Annotated in this window: 26 protein-coding genes and 1 riboswitch; of the genes, 13 read left to right on the forward strand and 13 right to left on the reverse strand. The window is 68.9% G+C overall.

The features are described 5' to 3' along the window. From NYZ98_RS39055 to NYZ98_RS39075, 5 genes are all read right to left on the reverse strand, one after another. A partial coding sequence (locus tag NYZ98_RS39055) for a TCP-1/cpn60 chaperonin family protein (RefSeq protein WP_316249654.1) occupies positions 1-178 on the reverse strand: 178 nt, incomplete at its 3' end. Between the two features lie 386 nt (positions 179-564). Further along, positions 565-765: a cold-shock protein gene (locus tag NYZ98_RS39060; protein WP_248960783.1), complete on the reverse strand. Its 201-nt coding sequence runs from the start codon at positions 763-765 to the stop codon at positions 565-567. A 340-nt stretch (positions 766-1,105) separates the two neighbouring features. After that, a complete protein-coding gene (locus NYZ98_RS39065) occupies positions 1,106-1,381 on the reverse strand; it encodes a MoaD/ThiS family protein (protein WP_262850161.1) in 276 nt (91 codons plus the stop codon). Between the two features lie 13 nt (positions 1,382-1,394). Beyond that, entirely contained in the window at positions 1,395-2,690 is a 1,296-nt protein-coding gene (thrC, locus tag NYZ98_RS39070; protein ID WP_262850163.1) for a threonine synthase, read from the reverse strand. Positions 2,691-2,704: 14 nt separating this feature from the next. Beyond that, a riboswitch (SAM riboswitch) is annotated at positions 2,705-2,868 on the reverse strand. Between the two features lie 119 nt (positions 2,869-2,987). Further along, complete coding sequence (locus NYZ98_RS39075; RefSeq protein WP_262850165.1) at positions 2,988-3,551, reverse strand: RNA polymerase sigma factor; 564 nt, start codon at positions 3,549-3,551, stop codon at positions 2,988-2,990. Between the two features lie 163 nt (positions 3,552-3,714). Here NYZ98_RS39075 and NYZ98_RS39080 point away from each other — a divergent pair, with 163 nt between their 5' ends. Continuing rightward, positions 3,715-5,160 (forward strand): alpha,alpha-trehalose-phosphate synthase (UDP-forming), encoded by a 1,446-nt coding sequence (locus NYZ98_RS39080; protein ID WP_262850167.1) that lies wholly within the window; start codon positions 3,715-3,717, stop codon positions 5,158-5,160. 189 nt (positions 5,161-5,349) lie between these two features. Beyond that, a complete protein-coding gene (locus NYZ98_RS39085; protein ID WP_262850169.1) occupies positions 5,350-6,543 on the forward strand; it encodes an MFS transporter in 1,194 nt (397 codons plus the stop codon). Here NYZ98_RS39085 and otsB read toward each other — a convergent pair. Both otsB and NYZ98_RS39095 read right to left on the reverse strand, forming a co-directional pair. Next, on the reverse strand, positions 6,520-7,347 hold the full coding sequence (otsB, locus tag NYZ98_RS39090) for a trehalose-phosphatase (protein WP_262850208.1): 828 nt from the start codon (positions 7,345-7,347) through the stop codon (positions 6,520-6,522). The two genes, NYZ98_RS39085 and otsB, sit on opposite strands and share 24 nt — an antisense overlap. 46 nt (positions 7,348-7,393) lie before the next feature. Further along, positions 7,394-7,708, reverse strand: coding sequence for a DUF3263 domain-containing protein (locus NYZ98_RS39095; RefSeq protein WP_262850171.1), 315 nt, complete (start codon positions 7,706-7,708; stop codon positions 7,394-7,396). Between the two features lie 479 nt (positions 7,709-8,187). Between NYZ98_RS39095 and NYZ98_RS39100 the strand changes: the two genes are divergently transcribed. The 4 genes from NYZ98_RS39100 (at position 8,188) to NYZ98_RS39115 (ending at position 11,307) form a co-directional block, all read left to right on the forward strand. Then, entirely contained in the window at positions 8,188-9,000 is an 813-nt protein-coding gene (locus tag NYZ98_RS39100) for an SAM hydrolase/SAM-dependent halogenase family protein (protein WP_262850173.1), read from the forward strand. Between the two features lie 61 nt (positions 9,001-9,061). After that, positions 9,062-9,475, forward strand: a complete 414-nt coding sequence (locus tag NYZ98_RS39105; RefSeq protein ID WP_262850175.1) for a Zn-ribbon domain-containing OB-fold protein — start codon at positions 9,062-9,064, stop codon at positions 9,473-9,475. 48 nt (positions 9,476-9,523) lie between these two features. Beyond that, positions 9,524-10,702, forward strand: coding sequence for a lipid-transfer protein (locus NYZ98_RS39110; protein WP_262850177.1), 1,179 nt, complete (start codon positions 9,524-9,526; stop codon positions 10,700-10,702). 128 nt (positions 10,703-10,830) lie between these two features. Then, positions 10,831-11,307 carry a hypothetical protein gene (locus NYZ98_RS39115; protein ID WP_262850179.1) on the forward strand — a complete coding sequence of 159 codons (477 nt, stop codon included), beginning with the start codon at positions 10,831-10,833 and terminating at the stop codon, positions 11,305-11,307. 65 nt (positions 11,308-11,372) lie between these two features. Here NYZ98_RS39115 and NYZ98_RS39120 read toward each other — a convergent pair whose 3' ends face one another. The 5 genes from NYZ98_RS39120 to NYZ98_RS39140 all read right to left on the reverse strand — a co-directional run bounded on the left by NYZ98_RS39120 (position 11,373) and on the right by NYZ98_RS39140 (position 17,028). Continuing rightward, entirely contained in the window at positions 11,373-12,383 is a 1,011-nt protein-coding gene (locus NYZ98_RS39120) for an ABC transporter ATP-binding protein (RefSeq protein WP_262850182.1), read from the reverse strand. Next, entirely contained in the window at positions 12,367-13,404 is a 1,038-nt protein-coding gene (locus NYZ98_RS39125) for an ABC transporter ATP-binding protein (protein ID WP_262850184.1), read from the reverse strand. Before NYZ98_RS39125 ends, NYZ98_RS39120 begins: the two co-directional genes overlap by 17 nt. 15 nt (positions 13,405-13,419) lie before the next feature. Beyond that, positions 13,420-14,340, reverse strand: a complete 921-nt coding sequence (locus tag NYZ98_RS39130) for an ABC transporter permease (protein WP_262850186.1) — start codon at positions 14,338-14,340, stop codon at positions 13,420-13,422. Continuing rightward, the gene (locus tag NYZ98_RS39135; protein WP_262850188.1) at positions 14,333-15,274 is read right to left on the reverse strand and encodes an ABC transporter permease; all 942 of its coding nucleotides are present in this window, start codon (positions 15,272-15,274) and stop codon (positions 14,333-14,335) included. The genes NYZ98_RS39130 and NYZ98_RS39135 overlap by 8 nt, the downstream gene beginning before the upstream one ends. A gap of 113 nt (positions 15,275-15,387) precedes the next feature. Further along, a complete protein-coding gene (locus tag NYZ98_RS39140; RefSeq protein WP_262850190.1) occupies positions 15,388-17,028 on the reverse strand; it encodes a peptide ABC transporter substrate-binding protein in 1,641 nt (546 codons plus the stop codon). Between the two features lie 442 nt (positions 17,029-17,470). Between NYZ98_RS39140 and NYZ98_RS39145 the strand changes: the two genes are divergently transcribed. The 4 genes from NYZ98_RS39145 (at position 17,471) to NYZ98_RS39160 (ending at position 20,211) form a co-directional block, all read left to right on the forward strand. After that, positions 17,471-18,430: an ABC transporter permease gene (locus tag NYZ98_RS39145; RefSeq protein WP_262850192.1), complete on the forward strand. Its 960-nt coding sequence runs from the start codon at positions 17,471-17,473 to the stop codon at positions 18,428-18,430. Positions 18,431-18,452: 22 nt separating this feature from the next. Continuing rightward, a complete protein-coding gene (locus NYZ98_RS39150) occupies positions 18,453-19,271 on the forward strand; it encodes an ABC transporter ATP-binding protein (protein WP_380708773.1) in 819 nt (272 codons plus the stop codon). Between the two features lie 57 nt (positions 19,272-19,328). Further along, a complete protein-coding gene (locus tag NYZ98_RS39155; protein WP_262850196.1) occupies positions 19,329-19,862 on the forward strand; it encodes a YbhB/YbcL family Raf kinase inhibitor-like protein in 534 nt (177 codons plus the stop codon). A gap of 187 nt (positions 19,863-20,049) precedes the next feature. Beyond that, positions 20,050-20,211 (forward strand): hypothetical protein, encoded by a 162-nt coding sequence (locus NYZ98_RS39160; RefSeq protein ID WP_262850198.1) that lies wholly within the window; start codon positions 20,050-20,052, stop codon positions 20,209-20,211. A 150-nt stretch (positions 20,212-20,361) separates the two neighbouring features. Here the strand turns inward: NYZ98_RS39160 and NYZ98_RS39165 are convergent, their stop codons facing one another. Further along, on the reverse strand, positions 20,362-21,690 hold the full coding sequence (locus NYZ98_RS39165) for a KamA family radical SAM protein (protein ID WP_262850200.1): 1,329 nt from the start codon (positions 21,688-21,690) through the stop codon (positions 20,362-20,364). Between the two features lie 174 nt (positions 21,691-21,864). On the opposite strand from NYZ98_RS39165, the gene NYZ98_RS39170 reads away from it, so the two are divergent. The 3 genes from NYZ98_RS39170 (at position 21,865) to argS (ending at position 25,379) form a co-directional block, all read left to right on the forward strand. Then, positions 21,865-22,467: a DUF1707 SHOCT-like domain-containing protein gene (locus NYZ98_RS39170; protein ID WP_262850202.1), complete on the forward strand. Its 603-nt coding sequence runs from the start codon at positions 21,865-21,867 to the stop codon at positions 22,465-22,467. A gap of 55 nt (positions 22,468-22,522) precedes the next feature. Then, a complete protein-coding gene (gene plsX / locus NYZ98_RS39175) occupies positions 22,523-23,542 on the forward strand; it encodes a phosphate acyltransferase PlsX (protein ID WP_262850204.1) in 1,020 nt (339 codons plus the stop codon). 94 nt (positions 23,543-23,636) lie between these two features. Further along, complete coding sequence (gene argS, locus NYZ98_RS39180) at positions 23,637-25,379, forward strand: arginine--tRNA ligase (protein ID WP_262850206.1); 1,743 nt, start codon at positions 23,637-23,639, stop codon at positions 25,377-25,379. Positions 25,380-25,395 lie beyond the last annotated feature (16 nt).

Raw genomic sequence — 25,395 nt, forward strand, 5'->3', positions numbered from 1 at the left:
TCTCCTTGGCGATCGAGACGCCATCGTTGGTGATCGTGGGAGCGCCCCACTTCTTCTCCAGCACGACGTTGCGGCCCTTGGGTCCCAGGGTCACCTTGACGGCGTCGGCGAGCTGGTTCATACCGCGCTCGAGACCGCGCCGGGCGTCCTCGTTAAACGCGATCATCTTGGCTGCCATACGGCTAGACCTCCCAGATACAGGGTGGCTTGCAGCGGATCGAGCCGACGCCCGCGACGGCATGTAGACCCGCTCACCACGACACCTGTCGCCGTGGATCGCCAAGCCCCATCGCCTCGATCCAGGTTTGTCACTCTCGACAGGAGAGTGCCAACGAACTGTTTAGCACTCTACCCGGTCGAGTGCAAGCGACAACCCCTATGACCTGGGCCGCGCAAGGATTTCTCCGACCGTATGCCGAATATTGGGCCTGTGCTCAAGGAGGCGGGGAAGGGGAGACGACGGAAGGCTCGGCCCGTCTTGGTGCACGACAGACCGAACCTTCCGGCTACTGACTGAGAGAGACCAGTGGATCTTCGGTCGCCGACCGGACTGCGCCGGCCGCGTCACACAGTCCGCACGGACTCCGCCTGTGGACCCTTCTGGCCCTGTGTGATCTCGAACTCCACCCGCTGACCCTGTTCGAGGGATCGGTAGCCCTCGGACATGATCGCTGAGTAGTGGACAAACACGTCCTTACCACCGTCTACCGCGATGAAGCCGTAGCCCTTGTCCGCGTTAAACCATTTGACGGTGCCCTGCGCCACTTTCCGACTCCTCTTGCTGGGCTCCGGACCCCGCCCACTCCTCCGCGGGGCCCGTGACCTTCGGAACCGAGACGCATGCGTACTCCTCGGCAACGTCGATCGTTCTCGACCATACCTGTGGCAAGGCTTGGCGCAACAGAGTCAATCACCAAACTACTTCTTGACGTTCGCTCTAAGCGGTACGTGACTATTTTTCGCTCGCGTTTGGTTAGTTGATAATTACACTACAGAACCGGAGCCGTTAGAACTTCTATTATGATAGCCAGGCCGCTCGGAGGCCCCGGACACGCCGACGCCCGTGTGTCCCAGGGACACACGGGCGTCGCGGAGCCTCCGGGGGTCAGCCTCCGGCCACCGCGGGGATCACCGAGATCTGTGCTCCGTCCGGCGTGACAGTGTCCAGACCTTCGACGAAACGGACATCCTCTTCTCCGACATAGACGTTGACAAAACGGCGAATCTTGCCCGTTTCATCGAGAATGCGGGCCCCGATTCCGGGGAAGTCGGCCTCGAGCTTCTGCAACACCTCGCGAAGCGTGGCCCCTTCGCTGTTCACCTCTGCGACACCATCCGTGTACGTACGGAGAATCGTCGGAATCCGCACAGAAACGCTCATTTATCGTAACCTTTCAGGAGTTATCGGCGACAGCCGCACGGAATGCGTCGAGTGAGGGCCGTATGACGGCGGTAGGCCGGGCCTCGGCCGAGACCGCGTCGAGCGTCTTGAGGCCGTCTCCGGTGTTGAGCACCACCGTCTCGGCGGCCGGGTCCAGCAGGCCGTTGGCCACCAGCTTGCGCAGCACTCCGACGGTGACACCACCGGCCGTCTCGGCGAAGATCCCCTCCGTGCGGGCCAGCAGCAGGATCGCGTCCACCACCTCGGCATCGGTGACGTCCTCGACCGCCCCGCCCGTGCGCCGGGCGATGTCCAGCACGTACGGCCCGTCGGCCGGGTTGCCGATCGCGAGCGACTTGGCGATGGTGTCCGGCTTGACCGGCTGGACGATGTCGTGGCCGGCCTTGAAGGCGGCCGACACCGGCGAGCATCCCTCGGCCTGCGCCCCGAAGATCTTGTAGGGCTTGTCGTCGACGAGCCCGAGCCTGATCAGCTCCTTGAAGCCCTTGTCGATCTTCGTGAGCTGCGAGCCCGACGCCACAGGGACCACGATCTGGTCGGGGATCCGCCAGCCGAGCTGCTCGGCGATCTCGTAGGAGAGGGTCTTGGAGCCCTCCCCGTAGTACGGCCGGAGGTTGACGTTGACGAAACCCCACTTGTCGCCGAGCGGGTCGCCGATCAGTTCCGAGCAGAAGCGGTTGACCTCGTCGTAGGTGCCCTCGATGCCGACCAGTCTGCCGCCGTACACCGAGGCCATGGTGATCTTGGCCTCTTCGAGGTTCGACGGGATGAAGACACAGGAGTCCAGCCCCGCGCGCGCCGCCGCGGCGCCGACCGCGCCCGCCAGGTTGCCCGTGGAGGAGCAGGAGAGCGTGTGGAAGCCGAAGTTGCGCGCCGCCTCCAGGGCGATGGCGACCACCCGGTCCTTGAAGGAGTGGGTGGGGTTGCCCGAGTCGTCCTTGACGTGCAGGCTCCGTATGCCCAGCTCGCGGGCCAGGTTGTCGGCCTTGACCAGCTTGGTCCAGCCGGGCGCGAGGTTGGGCTTGGACAGGACGTCTGCGGGCACCGGCAGCAGTCCCCGGTAGCGCCAGATGTTCGCCGGACCGGATTCGATCTGCCGCCGGGTGACCGGCGAGGGCCCGGTGAAGCCGGGCGAGTTCCAGGAGTAGGCCACTTCGAGTGGCCCGAAACACTCCACGCAGGCGAAGGTCGGACCGAGGTCGTAGCGCGTGCCGCATTCGCGGCAGGAGAGCGCGACGGCGGGGCCGAAGTCGAGCGTGGTCTTGGGCTGAGCGGTTGCGAGCGCCATGAAGCGAGGCCTTTCCCTCATCTTCGCCCGGACCACCTTGGTCACGGGCCGGAATTGGCACCTGTCCCGGCCGGACTCACTTGGTCGCGTGCCGCGCCATTCGGAGACGCGTATGACCACAGCCGGGAGGGTTGCCGGGGCTTCGCAGGGCCGGTCCCTCCACCCCTCTGGATGAGCAAATATGAAGTTGTGGTTCCGCCGACATCACAGGCAGAACAAAAGAACTCTACCTCGCCCATCGGCGGCCAGGTCCGACCGTCTCACGCAGCGAGACGATCGGGCCCCCCTCCCGTGAGATCAGGGGGTCCACCCGTAGGCGTCGCCGAGGGCGGCCTGCATGTACTTGCGGGCCTGGTGGATGCGCGACTTGGCGGTGCCGAGCGGGATGCCGAGCTGCTCGGCGACCTCGTTGTAGTCGAGCTGGCAGATCTCCCGCAGGACCAGGGCCTGCGCGAGGTCGGGTTTGTCGGCCTCCAGCGCCTCCATCGCGTCGAGCAGGTCGAGCCGCGAGCCGGCGATCACGCTCACGCGGTGGGGGTCGGCGCGGAGGTCGGGCAGCACCTCGGAGGACTGCTCGGCGGCCCGCCGCTTCAGCGTGCGGTAGGTGGTGCGGGCACAGTTGGTGGTCACGATGTGCAACCACGTGGTGAAACGTGCCCTTCCCTCGAACCGCGCGATGTTGCGGGCGACGGCCAGCAACGTATCCTGACAAGCCTCCTCCGCGTCCTGGTGGTAGGGCAGGAGCCTCGCGCAGTGACGGAGCACGTCGGGCTCGATGCGGCGGAGAAGCTCTCCGAGAGAGCGGTGGTCACCTTGGGCGGCGGCACGGGCCAGCTCTTCGGTCGTCTCGTCAAGCGCCATCGCGGGACTCCCCTCGACCATCTGCACTTTGCCTTGACCTGACCACCAGCCCATCTTATTGGGGGCGTTAAATTAATTTAGTCTGCGGCCGAGTGCGCATCACAGCGGAGAAGAACGGCGAGGGATCACCGCCGTGTGGCGGACGAGGAGTGGTGATGGGCGGATGAACACGGTTCTGCTGGCCTCCAATCGAGGCCCTGTGTCGTTCACGCTGGCCGAGGACGGCTCCCTGACGATGCGCCGCGGCGGGGGCGGCATGGTCTCCGGGCTGTCGGAGGTCGTCAAGGAGACCGACGTGCTGTGGGTGTGCGCCGCCCTGTCCGACGGCGACCGCGGCGCGGTGCGGCTCGCGCCGAGCGGGCGCCTCGACCAGGCCGGATACGACACCGGGCCGGTGCGCATGCTCGACATCCCGCCCGCGACCTTCCACCGCGCCTACAACGCCGTGGCCAACTCCACGCTGTGGTTCGTCAACCACCTGCTCTACGACACCCCCAACTCGCCGCAGTTCGACATGCGCTTCCGCCGGGAGTGGGAGTCCTACCAGGACTACAACGCCGCGTTCGCCCTGGCCCTGGCCGAGGAGGCCGCGCACGGCGCCCGCGTCATGATCCAGGACTACCACCTGACCCTGGCCCCGGCCATGTTGCGCGTCGAGCGGCCCGACCTGCGCATCGCCCACTTCTCCCACACGCCGTGGGCGCCGCCGGAGTACTTCTCGCTGCTGCCCGACGCCATCTCCGCCGAGCTGCTTTCGGGGATACTCGGCGCCGACCACGCGGGTTTCCTCACGGTCCGCTGGGCCTCGGCGTTCATGGACTGCTGCGAGGTCCTGCTCGGCGCCCAGGTCGACCGCGCCGAGCGGACGATCACCTACGAGGGCCGTACGACGCGCATCGGCGTGCACGCGCTCGGTGTCGACGGTGACGCGCTCTGGGCCCGTGCCCTGGAACCCGACGTCGAGTCGCACATGACCGCCCTGCGCGAGCGCGTCGGCGACAGGAAGCTCATCGTGCGCATCGACAGGACCGAGCTGTCGAAGAACATCGTGCGCGGCCTGTCGGCTTACAAGCAGTTCCTGACCGACCATCCCGAGTGGCACGGCAAGGTCACCCACCTGGCCTTCGCCTACCCCTCGCGGCACGATCTCCCCGAGTACCGGGAGTACACCGCGGCCGTCCAGCGCTCGGCCAAGGAGATCGAGGACGAGTTCGGCGGCGAGGACTGGGATCCCCTGATCCTCAACGTCGACGACGACTACGCCCGCTCGCTGGCGGCGTACCGCATGGCCGACGTGCTGCTGGTGAACCCGATACGCGACGGCATGAACCTCGTCGCCAAGGAGGGGCCGATCCTCGCCCCCACCTGCGCGCTGGTGCTGTCCAGGGAGGCCGGCGCCGCGGCCGAGCTGGGCGCCGACGCGATCGTGGTCAATCCCTACGACGTGTCGGGCACGGCCAACGCGCTGTTCGACGCGCTGATGCTCCCGGAGGAGGAGCGCGCCAAGCGTGGGACGCGCCTGCGGGCCGCCGCGACGGCGCTGCCGCCGAGCCGCTGGTTCGCCGACCAGCTCGCCGCCCTCGACCACGGGGCCTCCGGGCCGCAGTGAGAACGCTCACCTCTCCGGCGAACGCTCACCGCCCTCGCCGGGCCACCGGTCCCGTCCGGCGGCCACCAGGGAGAACGTCCCTCTCCAGTGCACCGGGTGCCGGATATCTCGCCGTTAAGGCTGTTTCTCGGTGATTCGGCCGATGATACCTTCGTGACCAGTTGGAGTGCTCCGAGGCACGGGGGATCATTGAGCTCGACCACGTCCGTCCGCTCACACACGCGTCTGACCAGGGACCGCCCGACCTGGCTCATCTACCTCCAGCTCGCGACCTTCTCCACCTACCTGTACGGCCTCTCGGCCGCCCTCCCGCTGCTCCGCATCGACATGGGCATCTCGCAGGCCGTCGCCGGGCTGCACGGCACCGCCATGGCCGTCGGCGGCGTGCTGAGCGGCATCGCCATGCCGAGGCTGACCCGCAGGCTCGGCAGGCACCGCGCGACCTGGACCGGCCTCGCCGCCATGGCGTGCGGCGTCGTGCTCGTCGTGGCCACCACGGCGCTGCCCGTCACCCTGCTCGGGTTCGGCCTGGCCAGCGCCGGCGGCTCGGTCATGCTGTACGTGGGCATGGCCGCGCTCAGCGACCACCACGGGACGGCGGGCCCCGCGGCCATCAACGAGGCCAACGCCGTCGCCGTCACCGTGGGGATCGGCCTGTCCTACCTGATCAGCGTGCTCGCCGGCACCTCACTCGGCTGGCGGGCCGGCCTGCTGCTCACGCCCGTGGCGACGATCGTGCTGTTCGCGGTGATGGGCCGGGTGTGGATGCCTTCGGACCCTCCGGTCCCCGACGCGGAGCGGGACGGCGCGCCCGCCGCGCCGGCGCCGTACGGCTGGCGCTTCCACGCCGCCTGCGGGGTGCTGTTCTGCCTGGTGGCCATGGAGTTCCTGTTCAACGTCTGGGCGGCCAAGCTGCTGGCGGACCAGACGGGCATGGCGGCGGCGGCCGCGGCGACCGGGCTGACGGCGTTCACCGCCGGGATCGCCGTGGGCAGGTTCGCGGCGGGCAGGATGGCCCTGCGCGTCGCGCCGACCCCTCTGCTCGCGGGCGCGCTCGTGGTGACCCTGGCCGGCTGGGCCGCGTTCTGGGTCAGCTCCCAGCCGGTGTTCTCCTACGCGGGCCTGGTCCTGTGCGGCCTCGGCGTCTCGATGCAGTTCCCGCTCGGGCTGGCGAGGGTGATCGCCATGTCGGGCGGGCGGACCGACCAGGCGGGCGCGGCGGCCTCCATCTGGGCCAGTGTCGCCGTCGGCGTCGGGCCGTTCGTGCTCGGCGCCATCGCCGACGCCTCCGGCACGCACACGGCGTTCCTCATGGTCCCGCTGCTGCTCGCGTTCGCGATGATCGGCATCGCCCTCAGCTCACGGCCCGAGCCTGCCGCCTGAGATGGCGTCCGCGAGGGCGGACAGCAGTGCCGCGACCCCGGCGGGGCCGTCCACGACGACGTCAGCGAGCTTGGCGAGCTCGGTGACCTCGGCCGAGGCGCTGCACACCGTCACGCCCGGCAGCCCCGACAGGCGTACCGCCTCGAAGGCCGCGAGGTCCCCCAGATCGTCCCCGGCGAAGAGCACCGACCGGGCCCCGCGCTCGGCGAGGAACGCGCTGAGCGCGTGCCCCTTGTCCATCCCGGCCGGGCGCAGCTCCAGCACCAGGCGCCCCGGTTCGACGAGCATCCCGGTCTCGGCGGCCAGCTCGGCCAGCGGCCCGCGCAGGACCCGCAGGGCCGCCTCGGGGTCCGGCGCCCTGCGGGTGTGGACGGCGAGCGCCCTGCCCTTGTCCTCGACCGTCACGCCCGGCTCCCGGCCGAGGGTGACGACCTGCCCGAGGGAGGCGAGCAGCGCGGGCAGCTCGGCGCGGAGCCGGTCGATCCCGGGCGGCGGCGGCGGAGAGGTCACCTGGCCGGCCTCCCAGCGTTCGAGCCCGTACTGGCCGAGCACCACCAGGCCGGGCACGTCCGCGAGGCCGGGCCCGCCGGGCACCTCGCCGTAGGCGACGGCCGTGGCGGCGGGGCGGCCGGTGACGAGCACCACGGCGCCGACCAGGCCGCCGAGGCGGACGAGCGCCGCGGCGGCGTGCGGGGCGACACGGGCGTCGGCGGGGTCGGGGACGATCGGCGCCAGGGTGCCGTCGAAGTCGAGCCCGATGACCGCCCCCGAGGGATCGGCCTTGATGGCCGTCAAACCGGCGATATCGGGCAACACATCATGAGTCACGCGTTGAGCACTACCCCGGGCGTCAGGGACGCATGCCCAATCGGCGCGCCGCGCGCTCGCGCTGGCGTGAGGCGCGCAGCCGCCGCAGCCGCTTCACGGTCATCGGGTCGTGGGCGAGGGCCTCCGGACGGTCGACCAGCCGGCCGAGCAGCTGGTAGTACCGCGTCGCGGAGATGTCGAAGGTCTCGCGGATCGCCTGTTCCTTGGCCCCCGCGTAGCGCCACCACTGGCGCTCGAAGGCGAGGAGCTCGCGCTCGCGCCCGGTCAGCTCGCCGGGGACGTGGGGGGCGGGTGGTTCCTCGGGTTCGCTGTCACCATGGTCGGGTGCGGTGTCCATGCTGTCCTCCTCGGTCGGGCGCGCGGGAGACGTCGACGGCAGGCCGGGCAGGGGAGTGCGGGAGACGAGCGAACGAGGCGTCCGCGCGAACGCGACCCTGAGCCACGACGCACGCATGCGGCCCGTGGCCATGGTAGTCGGGAATTCGCGCCTGTTCATGGCAGTTCGGGAGACGCAAAGCAACATGAAGCACCCGGCGGCGGAGGTTCATCCGCAGCGGTCGGACGCCGATCGGCGCGGCGGTCCCGGCGGCCCGAGTTCGGCCGCGAGGGCCTCGGCCTCCTCGTGGAGCGCCCAGACCAGGATGAGGTCCAGCCGCAAGTCAGGATCAAGGTCAGGAGCGGGGTACATGGCGATGCCTCCGCATATGGGACGCACCAAATCCACAAAACGTTGCCTTTCCCACCAAAACGCCCTCCCGCTGGTATGACGAGATACGCCCTATGACACCGCGTTCCTACGACGTACAGTCACCAAGTGTGACCTCAGTCATCACGCTTCTCACCGATTACGGGCTGGAAGACGGGTTCGTCGCGTCGTGCCATGGGGTGATCGTCGGCATCGCCCCGCAGGCGAGGATCATCGACGTCTGCCACCTCGTCCCGGCAGGGGACATCCGGCGGGGCGCGGCGATCCTGGCCCAGACGCTGCCGTACCTTCCCCCCGGAGTGCACATAGCCGCCGTCGACCCGGCCCCCGCGAGCGCGCGGCGCTCGGTCGCCGTCGAGGCGGGGAGACACGTGTTCATCGGGCCGGACAACGGCCTGCTCTCGTGGTCCCTGCTCGCCTCGGGCGGCGCGCGCGCCGCGTTCGAGATAACCAACGACGAGTTCTTCATCAAGCCCGTGTCCTCGACCTTCCACGGGCGCGACGTGTACGCGCCGGTCGCGGCGCACCTGTGCGCGGGCCGCGTCCCCGCCGACCTCGGCCCGAGGATCCCCCTGGAACGCCTGCTCGCGCTGCCCGCGCCGACCGCGCGTGTCGGCGAGGGCGCCGCGGAGGGGGAGGTGCTGTCCCTGGACCGCTACGGGAACGTGCAACTCTCCGTGACGGCCGGCGATCTGGCGACGCTCGGCATCCGCGTCGGGGACGTCCTGGCGGTGTCCCTCGGCAGGCGGCAGATCACCATGCCCTACCGCGACACCTACGCCGCCGTGCCGCCGGGGAACCTCGTCGCGTTCACCGACTCGGCCGGGCTGGTCGCGTTCGCGGTCAACTCCGGGGACGCGGCGCAGCGCCTCGGGCTGCCGCCCGGCGCCCACGTGCGGCTCGCGCGGGTGGGCCAGATGTGACCGGGGCGGGCTGTAGGGCCCGCTCTCGTATTTGAGCAAGCGCTTGTGTCATATTGGGCACATGGCACGGCTCGCGATCGACGGATGGTTCACCATCGAGGACGGTGTCACGCATCTGCTCGGCACCCGCTGCCCCGGCTGCGGCACCGTCTGCTTCCCGCCCCAGCCCGGTTTCTGCCGCAACCCGCGCTGCGAGGACGACTCGCCCGCCCTGGCACGGCTGTCCCGCAGAGGCCGGGTGTGGTCGTACACCAACGCCTGCTACCCCCCGCCCGCGCCGTACGTGCCGGCCGAGCCGTACACGCCGGTGACGCTCGCGGCCGTGGAGCTGGAACGGGAGGGCATCGTCGTGCTCGGCCAGGTCACCCCCGACCTCACCGTCGCGGACCTGAGCGTCGGGATGGAGCTGGAGCTGACCTCGGGCCCGCTCGCCGACGGCCCGCTCGTCTGGATGTGGGGGCGCCCCCATGCGTGACCGCCGGCCTGGTGTCCCCGCGCACGCGCCCGGGAAGGTGGCCGTGCCATGACGCTCGTGGTCGGCGCGGGGATGCACCCGTGGGGGAAGTGGGGCAGGCCGTTCGTGGAGTACGGCGTCGCCGCCGCGCGCCGCGCGCTCGCGGACGCGGGCCTGCTCTGGACCGACGTGCAGTTCGTGGTGGGCGCGGACACGATCAGGAACGGCTACCCAGGCTTCGTCGCGGGCTCCTCCTTCGCCCAGGCGCTGGGGTGGTCGGGCGCGCGCTTCGCGTCCTGTTACGCCGCCTGCGCCTCGGGGGCCCACGCGATCGAGATCGCCCGCACCCGGATCCTGGCCGGTCTCTGCGACGTCGCGCTGGTGATCGGGGCGGATTCGACGCCGAAAGGGTTCTTCAAACCGGTCGGCGGAGATCGCCACGATGATCCGGATTGGCTGAGATTCCGGCTTTTGGGGGCCAGCAACCCCGCCTACTTCGCCCTGTACGCGCGCCGCCGGATGGCACTCTACGGTTCCACAGCGCAGGACTTCGCGGCGGTGAAGGTGAAGAACGCCCGTGCGGGGTCCCTGAACCCCAACGCGCGCTACCGGAAGACCGTGACGGCCGAGGAGGTGCTCGCCTCGCCCATGGTCGCCGACCCCCTGCGCCTCATGGACATCTGCGCGACCTCCGACGGCGGCGCGGCCGTGGTCCTGGCCTCGGAGTCCTTCGCCCGCAGGCGAGGGCTTTCCGGCGTGCGCATCGCGGCCGTGTCCACCGTGGGCCCGACCTTCCCCAACACGGTGCTGGAGATGCCGAACTTCGCCACCGACTCCTCGGCCGCCGTGCCGCCCCCGGAGCGCGCCTTCCGGTCCTCCATCGCGTCGGCCGCGTACGAAGAGGCGGGCGTGGGACCGGGCGATCTCTCCCTCGCCGAGGTGTACGACCTTTCCACAGCGCTGGAGCTGGACTGGTACGAGGACATCGGCCTCTGCGAACCCGGCGAGGCCGCCGAAATGCTCCGTTCTGGGGAGACCGCGCTCGGAGGCAAAGTTCCGGTCAACCCCTCCGGCGGTCTGGCGTCCTTCGGCGAGGCGATCCCCGCTCAGGCCATCGCTCAGGTATGTGAGCTGACCTGGCAGTTAAGGGGTGCGGCCGGGGCGCGTCAGGTCGAAGGGGCACGACTTGGCCTCGCCGTTAACCAAGGTCTCTTCGGTCACGGGTCCGCAATCATTACCGTTGTCTGACCATTCCCTGCCCTTAATCCTGTTCAAGCGTTGGGTACTGTCTCAGCGGTCACAGTCAGTAACCACCGCTGGACGAACGGTTGAACAGCGACCCTCGCCGCGGTGGTTTCACAGGGGGAAGTAACCACATGATTCGTCGTCTTCTGGTCACCACGGCATGCGTCGGGATCGCTGTCGTCGCTCCGGCCGCCATGGCCTCCGCCGACGCGGCCAAGCCCGCCAAGGCCTCCAAGTCAAGCTGCTGCTACTGCACGCCCCCCGTGGTCCCCGTCGTCCCGAGCGCGGTCGTCATCCCGAGCGCGCTCGGCGTCGGGGCGCTCGGCGCCGGATGCGGCGGCGGCCTCTCCTACGGAGGCGGCGTCTACGGGGGCGGCGTCTACGGCGGCGGCATCTACGGAGGTGGCGTCTACGGTGGCGGCATCTACGGGGGTGGCGGCATCTACGGCGGCGGCATCGTCGGCGGCGGAGGCATCCTCGGCGGCGGCGGCATCCTCGGGGGCGGCAACGTCGTCGGCGGCGGCATCGTCGCAGGCCCGGGCAGCAACAACGGTGTCGGCACCGGCGGCCTCGTGGGCGTCGGCGTGGGCAACATCAGCATCCTCTGACCCACCGAGGAGTAACAAAGGCGGCGCCGTCACCCGTGGCGGCGCCGCCTTCTCACACGACCGGGCTACGCGCCGATGACGTCGTGCACCTCGGCGAAGTGGCAGGCGCTCAGGTGCCCGCCCGTACGGACCTCCAGCAGCGGCTCGTGCTCGGCGCAGACGTCCTGCGCCTTCCAGCACCGCGTACGGAAACGGCAGCCCGACGGCGGGTCGGCCGGCGACGGCGGGTCGCCCTGCAGGATGATCCGCTCGCGGGTCTCCCGGCCCTCGGGGTCGGGCACCGGCACCGCCGACAGCAGCGCCTGGGTGTACGGGTGCGAGGGACGCTCGTAGATCGCGTCGTCCTTGCCCAGCTCCACGATCTTGCCCAGGTACATCACCGCGACGCGGTCGGAGATGTGCCGCACCACCGACAGGTCGTGGGCGATGAAGATGTAGGCGAGGTTGAACTCGTTCTGCAGCCGCTCCAGCAGGTTCATCACCTGCGCCTGGATCGACACGTCGAGCGCGGAGACCGGCTCGTCACAGATGATGATCTCCGGCTGGAGCGCCAGCCCGCGGGCGATGCCGATGCGCTGCCGCTGGCCGCCGGAGAACTGGTGCGGGTAGCGGTTGATGTGCTCGGGGTTGAGCCCGACCACCTCCAGGAGCTCCTGGACCTTCCTGCGCCGGTCACCCTTGGGCGCCACCTCGGAGTGGATCTCGAACGGCTCGCCGACGATGTCGCCGACGGTCATCCGCGGGTTCAGCGAGGTGTACGGGTCCTGCATGACCATCTGGATGTTGCGCCGCATCCGCTTGAGCTCGCCGCCGTGCGCCTTGGCCATGTCGACGCCGTTGATCTTCACCTCGCCCGAGGTGGGCCGCTCCAGCGCCATCAGGAGCTTGGCCAGCGTGGACTTGCCGCAGCCCGACTCGCCGACGACTCCGAGCGTCTCCCCGCGGTGCAGGTCGAACGAGACGCCGTCCACCGCCTTGATCGCGCCGATCTGGCGCTTGAGCACGATGCCCTGGGTCAGCGGGAAGTGCTTGACCAGGTCACGGACCTCAAGGATCCGATCACCCGAGGGTGCCATCGAGGACCTCCCGGTAGTAGTGGCAGGCGCTCCCGCGCGTCCCGCTGATCTCGTACAGCGGGGGCACGTCGGTCACGCAGTTGTCCCGACGGTACGGGCAGCGGGGGTGGAAGGCGCAGCCGGAGGGCATGTCGAGCAGGTTGGGCGGCAGGCCCTTGATGGCGTAGAGCTCCTGGCCCTTCTGGTCGACCCGGGGGATCGAGTCCAGCAGGCCCTTGGAGTACGGGTGCGCCGGGTTCTTGTACACGTCGTGGACCGGTGCGCCCTCGACGATCCGCCCGGCGTACATCACCGCGATCTTGTCGGCCACGTCGGCCACCACGCCGAGGTCGTGGGTGATCAGGATCAGCCCCATGTTGCTCTCGCGCTGCAGCTCGGCGAGCAGTTCCATGATCTGCGCCTGGACGGTCACGTCGAGGGCGGTGGTCGGCTCGTCGGCGATCAGGACCTCGGGGTCCAGGGCGATCGACATGGCGATCATGATGCGCTGGCGCATTCCGCCGGAGAACTGGTGGGGGTAGTCGTTCACCCGCTGCCGCGCGGCCGGGATGCGGACCCGCTCCATGAGCTCGATGGCCTTCTTCTGGGCATCGCGCTTGGACATGCCCCGGTGGACCCGGAACATCTCGCCGATCTGCCAGCCGACGGTGAACACCGGGTTCAGCGCGGACAGCGCGTCCTGGAAGACCATCGCGATGCGCTGGCCGCGGATCTGGCTGCGCGCCTGGTCCGACAGCTTGAGCATGTCCGTGCCCCGGAAGCGGATCTCCCCCTTGGGGATCCTGGCCGGCGGCATGTCGAGGATGCCCATGATCGCCTGGGCGGTCACCGACTTGCCCGAGCCGGACTCGCCCAGGACCGCCAGGGACTCCCCTGCGTGCACGGTGTAGCTCACGCCGTTCACGGCCCGGACGACGCCCTGCCTGGTCGTGAACTCCACGTGCAGGTTGTCCACCGCGAGCAGGGGCTCCTGCCCGACCTCTGCTGACAGCGGATGCGTATCGATTGACGGGTTAGTCACCATCGGTGCCCTCTCCTACCGCAGCTTCGGGTCAAGCGCGTCGCGAACCGCGTCACCCAGCATGACGACGCTGAGGATCGTGAGGCTCAGGAACAACGCGGGGAACAGCAGCGGAAGCGGCGCCTCCACGAAGCGGTTGCGCGCGTCGGCGATCATCAGTCCCCAGGAGATCTGGGGGGACTGGATGCCCACGCCGAGGAAGGACAGGGCCGCCTCCGCCGCGATGAACGCGCCGAGGTTGATCGTGGAGACCACGATCACCGGCGCCACCGCGTTGGGGAGGATGTGCCGCAGCATGATCCGTCCCGGACCGGCACCGAGCGCGCGGGCCGCCATCACGTAGTCCTGGTGCTTGGCCGTGATGACCGCGGCGCGCATGATGCGCAGGATCATCGGCCAGGCCAGCAGGGCCAGGGCGAACACGACGCTGGTGATGCCCGCGTTGTCGCGGCCGATCACCGCGAGGATCAGCAGGGCGCCCAGGATCGAGGGGATCGCGAAGAAGATCTCGGCGACCCGGGACAGGAGCACGTCGACCCAGCGCCCGTAGAAGCCGGCGAGCAGTCCGAGCGCGCCGCCGACGACCCCGGTCACCGCGGCGCTGACGATGCCCACGATGATCGAGACCCGTGCGCCGTGGATGACCCGCGAGTACACGTCGCAGCCGAGGTTGTCGGTGCCGAACCAGTGCTGGGGGCTGATCCCCTTGCGGGCCACGGCGAGGTCGCACGTCGAGGAGTCCACGCCCACGGTGTCGAACAGGCCGGGGAACGCCGACACGGCGATGAACAGCGTGATCATGGCGGCGCCGATGATGAACACCGGGTTGCGCCGCAGGTCGTACCACGCGTCCGACCACAGGCTCGCGGGTCTCTTGCCCTTCGCCGGCCCGGTGGGCTGCGCCGGGGCGGTCGCCGGAAGGGTGTCGTTACTCATAGCGGATCCTGGGGTCGAGGACGGCGTACAGCAGGTCGACGACGAGGTTGGCCACGATGTAGATCAGGACCAGAACCGTCACGATGCCCACCACCACGGGGTTCTCCCGCAGGTAGACCGACAGGAAGAGCTGCTGGCCGATGCCGGGCAGGTTGAAGATGGTCTCGGTGATCACCGCACCGCCCATCAGCGTGCCGAGGTCGGCACCCAGGTACGTCACCATGGGGATCAGCGAGTTACGCAGCGCGTGCCGTCCCAGCACCCTCCGCCGGGGCATGCCCTTGGCGATGGCCGTGCGGACGTAGTCGGCGCGTAACGTCTCCATGAGGCTCGTACGCGTCAGCCGGGTGAGGTAGGCGATGGACACCATCGCCAGCACGAAGCCCGGCAACAGGTAACTTCGCACCCCGTCCTGCACACCGGCCACCGGGAAGAAGTCGATGCCCGTCGCCAGCTTCAGCTTCACGCCGAGCATGAGCTGCAGGACGAAGCCGCTGACCAGAGTGGGGATGGAGACCATCAGCAGGGTGACGGCCAGGACGGCCTTGTCCTCCCACCTGCCGCGGCGCAGCGCCGCCCACAGGCCGAGGCCGATGCCGATGATGCCCTCGAAGATGACCGCCGTGAGGGCCAGCTTGAGGGTGACCTGGAACTTGCCCTCGAAGATGGTGGACACGGGAAGCCCGCGGAACGTGGTCCCGAAGTCGCCGCTCACGATGTCACGGAGGTAGTAGCCGTACCGGACGATCAGCGGTTCGTTGAGGTGGAACTGTTCCCTCATCGCCGCCGCGAACACCGGGTCTACGCGCTTCTCCCCGGCCAGCGCCTGCAGGGGGTCACCCGGGAGCGCGTAGACGATGGCGAAAATGAGGAATGTGGTGCCCAGCAGCACAGGGATCGCCTGGAGCAGGCGCCTGAGGACGTAGCGGCCCATTCAGTCTCCCGATCATTGCAAAGGGCAGCCCGCCGCAACCAACTGGGCTGCCCTCTGGGGTTGTCGCCCACCCCGGGTGGTTCAGGGTACCGAACCACCCGGAGTAGGTGACGTCAGGCCTTCTCTACGTTGAACAGGTCGATACGCTCGAACGGGTCAATCTTCACGTTCTTCACGTGCTGCGAGTACGCGCCGTTCGTCTGGTAGAAGTACACCGGGATGTACGGCAGGTCCTTGATGATGAGGTCATCGGCCTGCTGGTAGGACTTGACGCCCTCTTCGATGGACTTGGCCGCGTCGCCCTGGGTGAGCAGGTCGTCGAAGGCCTTGCTCTTGAAGCCCGAGTAGTTCGAGCTGCCACCGGATCCGAAGATCGGACGCAGGTAGTTCTCGGGGGACGGGTAGTCCATGATCCACGCCATCCGGAAGGTGCCCGGCCACTTCTTGGCGCCGAGGTCGTCCAGGATGGTGGCGAACTTCTCGACCGGCTTCGGGGTCACCTGGGCGCCGAGGTTGGTGCGCAGGTTGTTGGCGACGGCCTCGATCCACTCCTTGTGGCCGCCGTCACCGTTGTAGCCGATCTCGATGGCGCCCATCTTCGGGCCGCCGGCCTGCTCGAACAGCGCCTTGGCCTTGGCGGGGTCGTAGGTGCACGCCTCGCCGCAGGCGCCCTGGCGGTAACCGGAGACCACCGGGCTGATGAAGTCGTCGGCCGGGACGCGGGTGCCGGAGAACACGGTCTCGGTGATCGTCTTGCGGTCGATCGCCATCGAGATCGCCTTGCGGACGTCCGCGTTCTTGGCGTACTCGGCACCGCTCTTGATCGGGAAGCCGATGTAGCCGATGCCGGACGACGGCTGCTCGATGTAGCGGTCGCCGAACTCGGACTTGGCCGTGGAGATGGCCTCGGCGGGCAGCTGGTCCATGATGTCCAGGTTGCCGGCGCGCAGGTCGTTGAACGCGGTGTTCAGGTCGGTGTAGATCTTGAACTCGACCGCGTCGATCTTGGCCTTGCCCTCCTTGAAGTCCTCGTTACGGACCGTGGAGATGGTCTGGTCCGTGCCGCGCTTCCACGGCTTGGAGACCTTGAAGGGGCCGTTGCCGATCGGGTTGCCGCCGAAGTCGGCCTTCAGCTTGCCCTCGGACTCGAAGGCGGCCTTGGGGAGCGGGTAGAACGCCGTGTACCCGAGCATCGTCGGGAAGCCGGAGAACGGGTTCTTCAACTCGACGGTGAAGGTCTTGTCGTCGACGACCTTCAGCCCGGAAAGGGTCGTGGCCGTCGGCGTCTTGCCCTCACCGGGGTTCAGATCGTCGTATCCGACGATGCTGCCGAAGAAGTAGTTGCCCTCCTGGGCGTTGGCACCGTTGGCGGTGTAGTTCCAGGAGTCGACGAAGTTCTGGGCGACGACGGGCTCACCGTTGTGCCACTTGTATCCGTCCTTCAACTTGATCGTCCACGTCGTGGAGTCCGGCGACTCGATCGACTCGGCAACGCGGTTGAAGGGTTTCTTGTCCGCGTCATAGTCAACGAGGCCGACGAACAGCGCGTTCAGCACCTCAGCGCCGCTGGTCTCGGTGGTGTTGCCCGGAATGAGGTCGTGCTGGGGTTCAGCGATCTCGACCCTGACCGCCCCGGCGTTCCCGGCGGCGCTGGAGCTCGAGCCAGCCGTGTCGCCGCTGCCGCCACACGCCGCAACCGCAAGCGCGAGCAGCGCGGTCCCGGCGACGATCTGTGCGCCCTTGGTCACACGCATCGTGGATTAATCCTCCCTCTAAGGTGGGCGCTGACACTGATCCGCTCATGCTGGACGCGCCTCCCAAGGGATCCACCCCGGAATTCGCGGACATGGTCAAACCAGTTGACGCCCTGCCAGTCGACCGTGAGCATCCCTCACTACTTCTCACCAGCGAGTCTCTGGCGCATTGCAGTTCGGTCACACGTGTCCCTCTCGGGCGTCACACGCATACCAACTTCGCTGTAAGTAATGCCCTGATAGGGCATAAAGCAGTCACCAAGGTACACATGCCTCGGGACTGGTCGCACCTTGGGACCCGCTTGCCCTGCCCCCGCAGCCCCCGGCCGACCTGCGATGACATCATGGGACGGCCTTGACCGGCCCGTGGTCCCACACGCACCACGCCGGGCGGGCCACGCCGCAGGCATCACATTCACCGGTATCCAATAGAGTCCATGCCATGAGTCAGCCGGAATCCGCTGTCGCGGACTCCCGGGCGGGCGACCGGGCGGGCGGCTCCTCCCCCAGTGGGAAGGAATCGCTGTCCGCGCTCGCCGAGCGCCACGGGTTGCGACGCGCCATCGCGCGTCCCAGTCTGCCCGTCTACCTGCGCCAACTGTGGGATAGACGGCACTTCGTCCTGACGTACGCCACGTCGCGTAACGTCTCGCGGTACTCCGACTCGGCGCTCGGCCAGCTGTGGCAGGTGCTGACGCCGCTGCTGAACGCCGGGGTCTACTACCTCATGTTCGGTCTGATCATGGGGCAGAAGAAGGACATCACGAACTACACCGCCTTCCTGATCACGGGCGTGTTCGTCTACTCCTACACCCAGCGGTCGGTCACCGGCGGCGCCAAGTCCATCTCGGGGAACCTGTCGCTGATCCGGGCCCTGCACTTCCCCCGGGCCGCGCTCCCCCTGGCGTACACGATCCAGGAGTTCCAGCAGCTCGCCATCTCGATGGGCGTCCTCGCCGTCATCGTGCTGGTCACCGGCGAGTCGCTCACCTGGCTGTGGCTGCTGATCCCGCTCGCGCTGCTGCTACAGACGATCTTCAACATCGGGATCAGCCTGCTACTGGCCCGCGTCGGGGCGTTCGTCCGCGACATGAACCAGTTGCTCCCGTTCATCCTGCGCACCTGGCTCTACACCTCGGGTGTCTTCTTCAGCATCCCGGCGCGCATGAAGGACGCCCCCGACTGGGCGCGGACCCTGCTCGAGTTCAACCCGCCCTCGGTCTTCATCGACCTGATACGCCATCTCCTCCTCAACACCTACCCCGAGGATCTGAGAAGGCAGGGCTTCCCCCATAGCAGCCTCCCCCAACTGTGGCTATACGCTGGCTTTTGGGCCGCGGCCGCGTTGGCGGGCGGCTTCTTGTACTTCTGGCGGGCCGAGGAGAGGTACGGCCGTGGCTGAGCTGACCAAGGAGCTGTCCCAGATGGCCCACCCGAACGAGCAGGCGTCCCAGGCCGACGTGGCCGCCACGCCTCCGGTGGACGCGCCCGAGCCCGAGCCCGGCACGCCCACGGTCATCGTCGACGACCTGCACATCGTCTACCGCGTGTACGGCGCGGCGAGCGCCGCCGAGAAGGGCAACGCCGCCAACGCCCTCATGCGCATCGTCCGGCGCCAGGGCAGGCCGCAGATGAAGGAGGTGCACGCCGTCAAGGGCGTGACCTTCGTCGCCCGCCACGGCGACGCCGTCGGCATCATCGGGCGCAACGGCTCCGGCAAGTCCACCCTGCTGCGGGCCATCGCCGGCCTGCTGCCCCCGCACAAGGGCTCGGTCTACACCGACGGCCAGCCGTCCCTGCTCGGCGTCAACGCCGCGCTCATGAAGGAGCTCACGGGCGAGCGCAACGTGGTGCTCGGCTGCTACGCCATGGGCATGACCCCCGCCCAGGTCAGGGAGCGCTACGACGAGATCGTGGAGTTCTCCGGCATCGGCGAGTTCGTGCAGTTCCCGATGTCGACCTACTCCTCGGGCATGGGCGCCCGGCTGCGCTTCGCCATCGCCTCGGCCAAGGCGCACAACGTGCTGCTCATCGACGAGGCATTGGCCACCGGCGACCGCGACTTCAAGCGCAAGAGCCAGGAACGCATCCAGCAGATGCGCGACGAGGCCGGCACGGTGTTCCTGGTCGCCCACAACCTCGACGTCATCGAGGAGACCTGCAACCGGGTCATCTGGCTGCACAAGGGCCAGATCAAGATGGACGGCGACCCCGCGACGGTGCTCGCCGCCTACAACTCCTGACCCTCGCACGGGGCAAGATGGTGGACGACCGAAACCGTCCTTCCATCGGAGTCCACCGTGGCCAAGCAACCGCCGATCCCCTATGACTTCCTGCCCGAGGTCCCCGCGCTGACGGTCGAGAGCGACGACGTCAGCGACGGGCGGCCCATGTCCGACGACCACGTGTTCGACGACTGGGGCATGAAGGGACGCAATCTCTCCCCCCACCTGCGCTGGTCGGGCGCCCCCGAGGGCACCAAGAGCTTCGCCGTGACGTGCTTCGACCCCGACGCGCCGACCGGCAGCGGCTTTTGGCACTGGGTCCTGTTCGACGTGCCCGCCGACGTGACCGAGTTGCCGACCGGCGCCGGGTCGGCCGAGGGCGAGGGGCTGCCCGAGGTCGCCGTCCTCGGGCGCAACGACTACGGCACCCAGGCGTACGGCGGCGCCGCGCCGCCCCCCGGCACCCCGCACCGCTACCTGTTCGCCGTGCACGCCCTCGGGGTCGAGAGGCTCGGGCTGGACCCCGGCACCTCCTCCGCCGTCGTGGGCTTCAACATCACCGCCAACACCCTCGCCCGCGGCTACATCGCCCCGGTGTACGAGACCTGAGAGCCGGGTCGTACGGGCGGCGCGGAGGTGAGGCGGGTGACCCAGGATCGCTCCCGATATCGGACGGGCTAGACCGTACAGAAGTCCGAACACGCGGGGTGAATCTGCTGACACTGCACTCGGCATTCCACTATGATTCGAACGAAGATTCGATCTGAGGGAAACCGTGATGGAGTGGGGGTGCGGGGTGCGAGAGCTGGCGAACGCTATCGATAACCTGTCCGCCGAGGACCCGTCGGACATTCCACGTGGCCTCCTCGCCGAGCAGCTCATCGAGCTGCACTGGCAGATGGCCCGCCTGCAGGCCCAGATCGCCCGCCGCACCTACGTGCGGAGCCCGGGCGCCTGACACCGAGCCCGTCGTCGACCAGATACCGCCCGTCCCGCCGCCTCGCCGTTCGATTCGTTCGAACACCCCCCACGCGACATCCGAACACCGCCCGACATCCGAGAACCGGCCGGCGCCTCACCCGAGGCACCGGCCGGTTCGGCGCGGCGCTCAGCCGGCGAGGAGTTCGCCCTCTCCGACGACGGCGGGGTCGAACGGGAAGCGGTCGGCGAACGCGGGCCGCAGGTCGCTGATCCAGACCGCGGCCGGGTCGTACTCCGCGAAGAACGGCCGGCCGACCAGGCTGGGGTCACGGGCCTGGATGAGGTGCAGCACGAACACCCGCCGCCCGGCCACCTCCGTGACGCCGTCCACGCACACCTTCCCCGGCGTGGACGACATGGACGGCCCCCGCACCGTGCGGCAGAGCCCGGACACCCGCGCGTAGGCGTCCCGGAAGATCTCGTACGCCCGGGCCAGCGGGACGGCGAAGTAGTCCTGCGGGCCGGTGTCACGCTCCACGAACATGTAGTACGGCACCATGCCCTGCGCCTGCTGGCCGGTCCACATCCGGACCCACGTGTCCGGATGGTCGTTGATCGAGCGGATCAGCGGCGCCTGCGTGCGGATCACCGCGCCGGTGTCCCTGATCGCGCGCACGGCCGTCTGGACCAGTTGCGACTCCATCTCCCGGGGGTGGGAGAAATGGGCCATGAAGGCCAGGTTCTTGCCCGACTCGACCACGGCGGAGAACAGGCGCAGCGTGTCCGCCGCGTCCGGGTCGGTCACGAAACGCCCGGGCCAGTAGGCGAGCGACTTGGTGCCGATGCGGATCGACTCCAGCTGCTCCAGCCCGAGCAGCGGCTCGACGTACCGCCTGAGCACCGGAGCACTCATGATCATCGGGTCTCCGCCGGTGAACAGCACGCTCGTGACCTGCGGATGCTCGCGCAGGTAGCGGACCAGGCCCTCGGAGTCGTCCGAGGCCATCTTCAGGTCCGGCTCCCCGACGAACTGGGCCCACCTGAAGCAGTAGGTGCAGTACGCGTGACAGGTCTGGCCCTGCTTGGGGAAGAACAGGACGGTCTCGGGGTACTTGTGCTGCATCCCCGGCACCGACTCGTTGCCCGCCTTCGGGATGTTGAGCTCCATCTGCCCGGCCGGGTGCGGGTTGAGGCCCATCCGCACCATGCGGACGGCCGCCTGGAGCTCGGCGGCGGGCGCGTCCGCGCGGAGCAGCCCCGCGATGCGGGAGACGTCCTGCTCGGGGAGCATGTCCTCCTGCGGGAACACCAACCGGTATATCGGGTCGCCGGGGATGTCCGACCAGTCGATCAACTCGTCGACGACGTACGCGTTCGTGCGGAAGGGCAGGACGGACGCGACCGCGCGCACGCGCAGCCGTGTCCCGTCATCGAAGCCCCCCCGCTTCAGCAGCTCGTCCAGGTGCTTCGCCGTGTAGGCCCTGAACCCCCGTGTACCGGTCTGTGTAAGGGTCACTCGAGATTTTTCCTCTCTTGTGGGCTCTCCGGTAAACCTGATGTGTCCGTCATGCGTCTGTTGCTTTTCTAAACGGACGCGTCAGCGCATCGGCTCGGTTCCGTTCGACCGAAAAGCCTCAGTAAAACCTTCCGGATATCGCGACATATCTTGAGTTGGGCTACTCTGGTCGACGTGAGCTCACTTACACCTTTCGAGGCGGGCGACACCGCCCAACGCGCCTCCGACGCCGATCGCGACCGCATCGCCTCGGTCCTCGGCGAAGCGCTCGCCACCGGCCGCCTGACCAGTGTCGAGCACGCCGACCGGCTGGAGGCGACGTACTCGGCCGTCACGGTCGGTGACCTGGTCCCCCTCATCCGCGACCTGCCCGACGTCGCCCGCGCGCCCTCGGCCGCGTTCAGCGCGGACCAGCAGGAGGTCACGGCGGTCTTCAGCAAGGTCGTCCGGGGCGGCCGATGGGTCGCGGGCCGGCACACCGTGCTGCGCTCGACGTTCGCGGCGCTGATCGTCGACCTGTCCGACGCCGTGCTCCCCGGCCGTGAGGTCACCCTGGAACTCAACTCGTTCTGCGGGAAGCTCATCGTCCGCGTCCCCGAGAACGCGCGCGTCGTCGACGAGGGCAGCGCCCTGTTCTCCAAGCGCCACGTCTCGGGCGGCGACAACAACGGCGACCCGAACGGCCCGCTCATCCGCGTCACCGGCAAAGCGGTGTTCGGCAAGGTGGTGGTCTCGCGCGGGGCCGCCGACTGGCACTGGCCCTGGCGCGCGCACTAGCCCACCCGGCCACCTACGATGCGGGACACACACTGATTCCGCATGAGGTGACCGCTTGGACGGCATTCCGCCGATAGCCCTTGACGCCATGGGAGGCGACAACGCCCCTGGCGAGATCGTGGCGGGAGCCGTACTGGCCGTGCGCGAGCACGGCGTCCCCATCGTCCTGGTCGGCTCACCGCGCGTGGTGTCCGAGGCGCTGGCCGAGCACGACGCGGCAGGGGAGATCCCCATCGTGCGCTCCGAGGAGACCCTCACCATGGAGGAGGGCGCCCTCGCCAGCCTGCGCCGGCCACGCTCCAGCATCGCCGTCGCCTGCCACCTCGTACGACGGGGCGACGCCTCGGCGGTCGTGTCCGCCGGATCCACGGCCGGCGTGGTCGCCACCGGCAAACTCCGCCTGCGGGCCCAGCAGGGCGTGCTCCGCCCCGCCATCGCCGTCCCCCTGCCGACCCGGCCCCATCCGACCGTGCTGCTCGACGCGGGCGCGACCGCCGACGTCAAGCCGGAGATCCTCGTCCAGTTCGCCCACCTCGGCGTGGCGTACGCCGAGACCGCCCTCACCGTCGCGGACCCGCGCGTCGGCCTGCTCACCATCGGCGGAGAGGCCGAGAAGGGGAACAAGCTCGCCAAACGGGCCCACGAGCTCCTCGCCGCCGCCCCCGGCCTGAACTTCACGGGCAACGTCGAGGGCCACGACCTGCTGAACGGCGTCGTCGACGTCATCGTCACCGACGGCTTCACGGGCAACGTCGCGCTCAAGACCATGGAGGGCGCCGTCCGGTACGCGTTCTCCGAGCTCCGCGAGACGCTGGAAGGCGGGCGGGCGGCGCGCCTCGGCGCCATGCTGCAACGCAACCGGCTGCGCGACCTGCGCAAACGACTCGACCCCGAGGCGTACGGCGGAGCGGTCCTGCTCGGGCTGAACGGCACCGTGGTCATCGCCCACGGCTCCTCGACGGCCAAGGGCATCGCGGCCGCCTGCGTCCTCGCCTCGACCCTCTCCCGCCAGTGCACCGTCACCCACGTAGGCGAACGCATCGCCACCACCCACAAACCCCACCGCCTCTGGTAGCCCCTCGACCCTGCGGCACCGGCGATCCGGGTCTCGGGGCTCAGGCTGTGGATAACCGATCGGTGCGAGGATGATCAGCGGATATCCTTGGAACATGACCGACCCGCAGCTCGTGCTCACCGAGCGGGTCCAGCAGGCGCTGGGCACCGCCTTCGGCCCGGAGTACGCAGGCGCCGACCCGCTGATCCGGCCCTCCCAGTTCGCCGACTTCCAGGCGAACGTGGCACTGAGCCTGGCCAAGCGGCTGCGACGAGCGCCGCGCGAGGTCGCCCAGGCCATCGCCGACGCCCTGGACGCCGCAGGGACCACCGACGTCTTCGAGAGCGTCGAGATCAGCGGGCCCGGTTTCCTCAACATCACCCTCAAGGACGAGTGGATCTCCGCGCAGGCCGAGCGCACGCTCGAGGACCCCCGCGTCGGAGTCGGCCTGACCACGCCCCCGCAGACCGTCCTCGTCGACTACTCCGCGCCCAACGCCGCCAAGGAGATGCACGTCGGGCACCTCCGCACCACCATCGTCGGCGACTCCCTGGTGCGCATCCTCGAACACCTCGGCAACCGCCTCATCCGGCAGAACCACCTCGGCGACTGGGGCACCCCCTTCGGCATGCTCATCGAGCACCTCCTCGACATCGGCGAGGGCAACGCCATCGCCCGGCTGGAGGCCGGCGAGGGCAGTGAGTACTACCAGGAGGCGCGGGTCAAGTTCGACTCCGACAACGCCTTCAAGGAGCGTTCCCGCCGTCGCGTGGCGACCCTGCAGGCCGAGGACCCGGAGACCATCCGGCTCTGGCACCTGTTCATGAACGCCACCATCAGCTACTTCAACAAGATCTACTCCACTCTCGGCGTCACGCTCACCGACGACGACATCGCCGGCGAGAGCATGTACAACCGGATGCTGGCCGAGACCTGCGCCGACCTGGAAGCCTCCGGGATCGCCACCGTCAGCGAGGGCGCGCTGTGCGTGTTCCCCCCCGGGTTCACCGGAAGCGACGACAAGCCGCTGCCGCTGATCATCAGGAAGAGCGACGGCGGGTACGGGTACGCCACGACCGACCTCGCCGCCATCCGCTACCGCGTGCGCGACCTCAAGGTCGACCGCATCCTGTACGTGGTGGGCGCCGAGCAGGCGCTGCACTTCCAGATGGTCTTCGCCGCCGCGCGCATGGCCGGCTGGCTGACCGACGAGGTGTCCGCCGAGCACACCCAGATCGGCATGATGCTGGGCTCTGACGGCCGCCGGTTCCGCACCCGCAGCGGCGTGGCGACGAAGCTGAGCGACCTCCTCGACGAGGCCGTCGAGCGCGCCTCGGCCGCGATCGCCGAGCGCGGCTACGACGAGGCGACCCGCGCCGAGATCGCCCACACGGTCGGCATGGGCGCGGTGAAGTACGCCGACCTGTCGGTGAGTCACGACAGCGAGTACATCTTCGACTACGACCGCATGCTGGCCTTCTCCGGCAACACCGGCCCCTACATGCAGTACGCCACGGCCAGGATCCGCTCGATCTTCCGCAAGGGCGAGATCGACCCGTCCGCCGCGACCGGCCCGATCATCCTCGGCGAGCCCGCCGAGCGCGACCTCGCCCTCCAGCTCCTCGGCTTCGGATCAGTGGTCGAGCACGCCGGCGCCTCCTCCGAACCCCACCGCGTCTGCGCCTACCTCTACGAGACCGCGAGCACGTTCACCACGTTCTACGAAAAGTGCCACGTCCTCCACGACGACGTCCCCCCCGAAACCCGAGCCTCCCGCCTAGCCCTCTGCGCCCTAACCCTCAACGTCCTACAAACCGGCCTAAACCTCCTAGGCGTCCCCACCCCCACCCGCATGTAACCCCCCCACCGTCCCC

This window comes from Sphaerisporangium corydalis, from assembly GCF_025506355.1.
Taxonomy (GTDB): domain Bacteria; phylum Actinomycetota; class Actinomycetes; order Streptosporangiales; family Streptosporangiaceae; genus Sphaerisporangium; species Sphaerisporangium corydalis.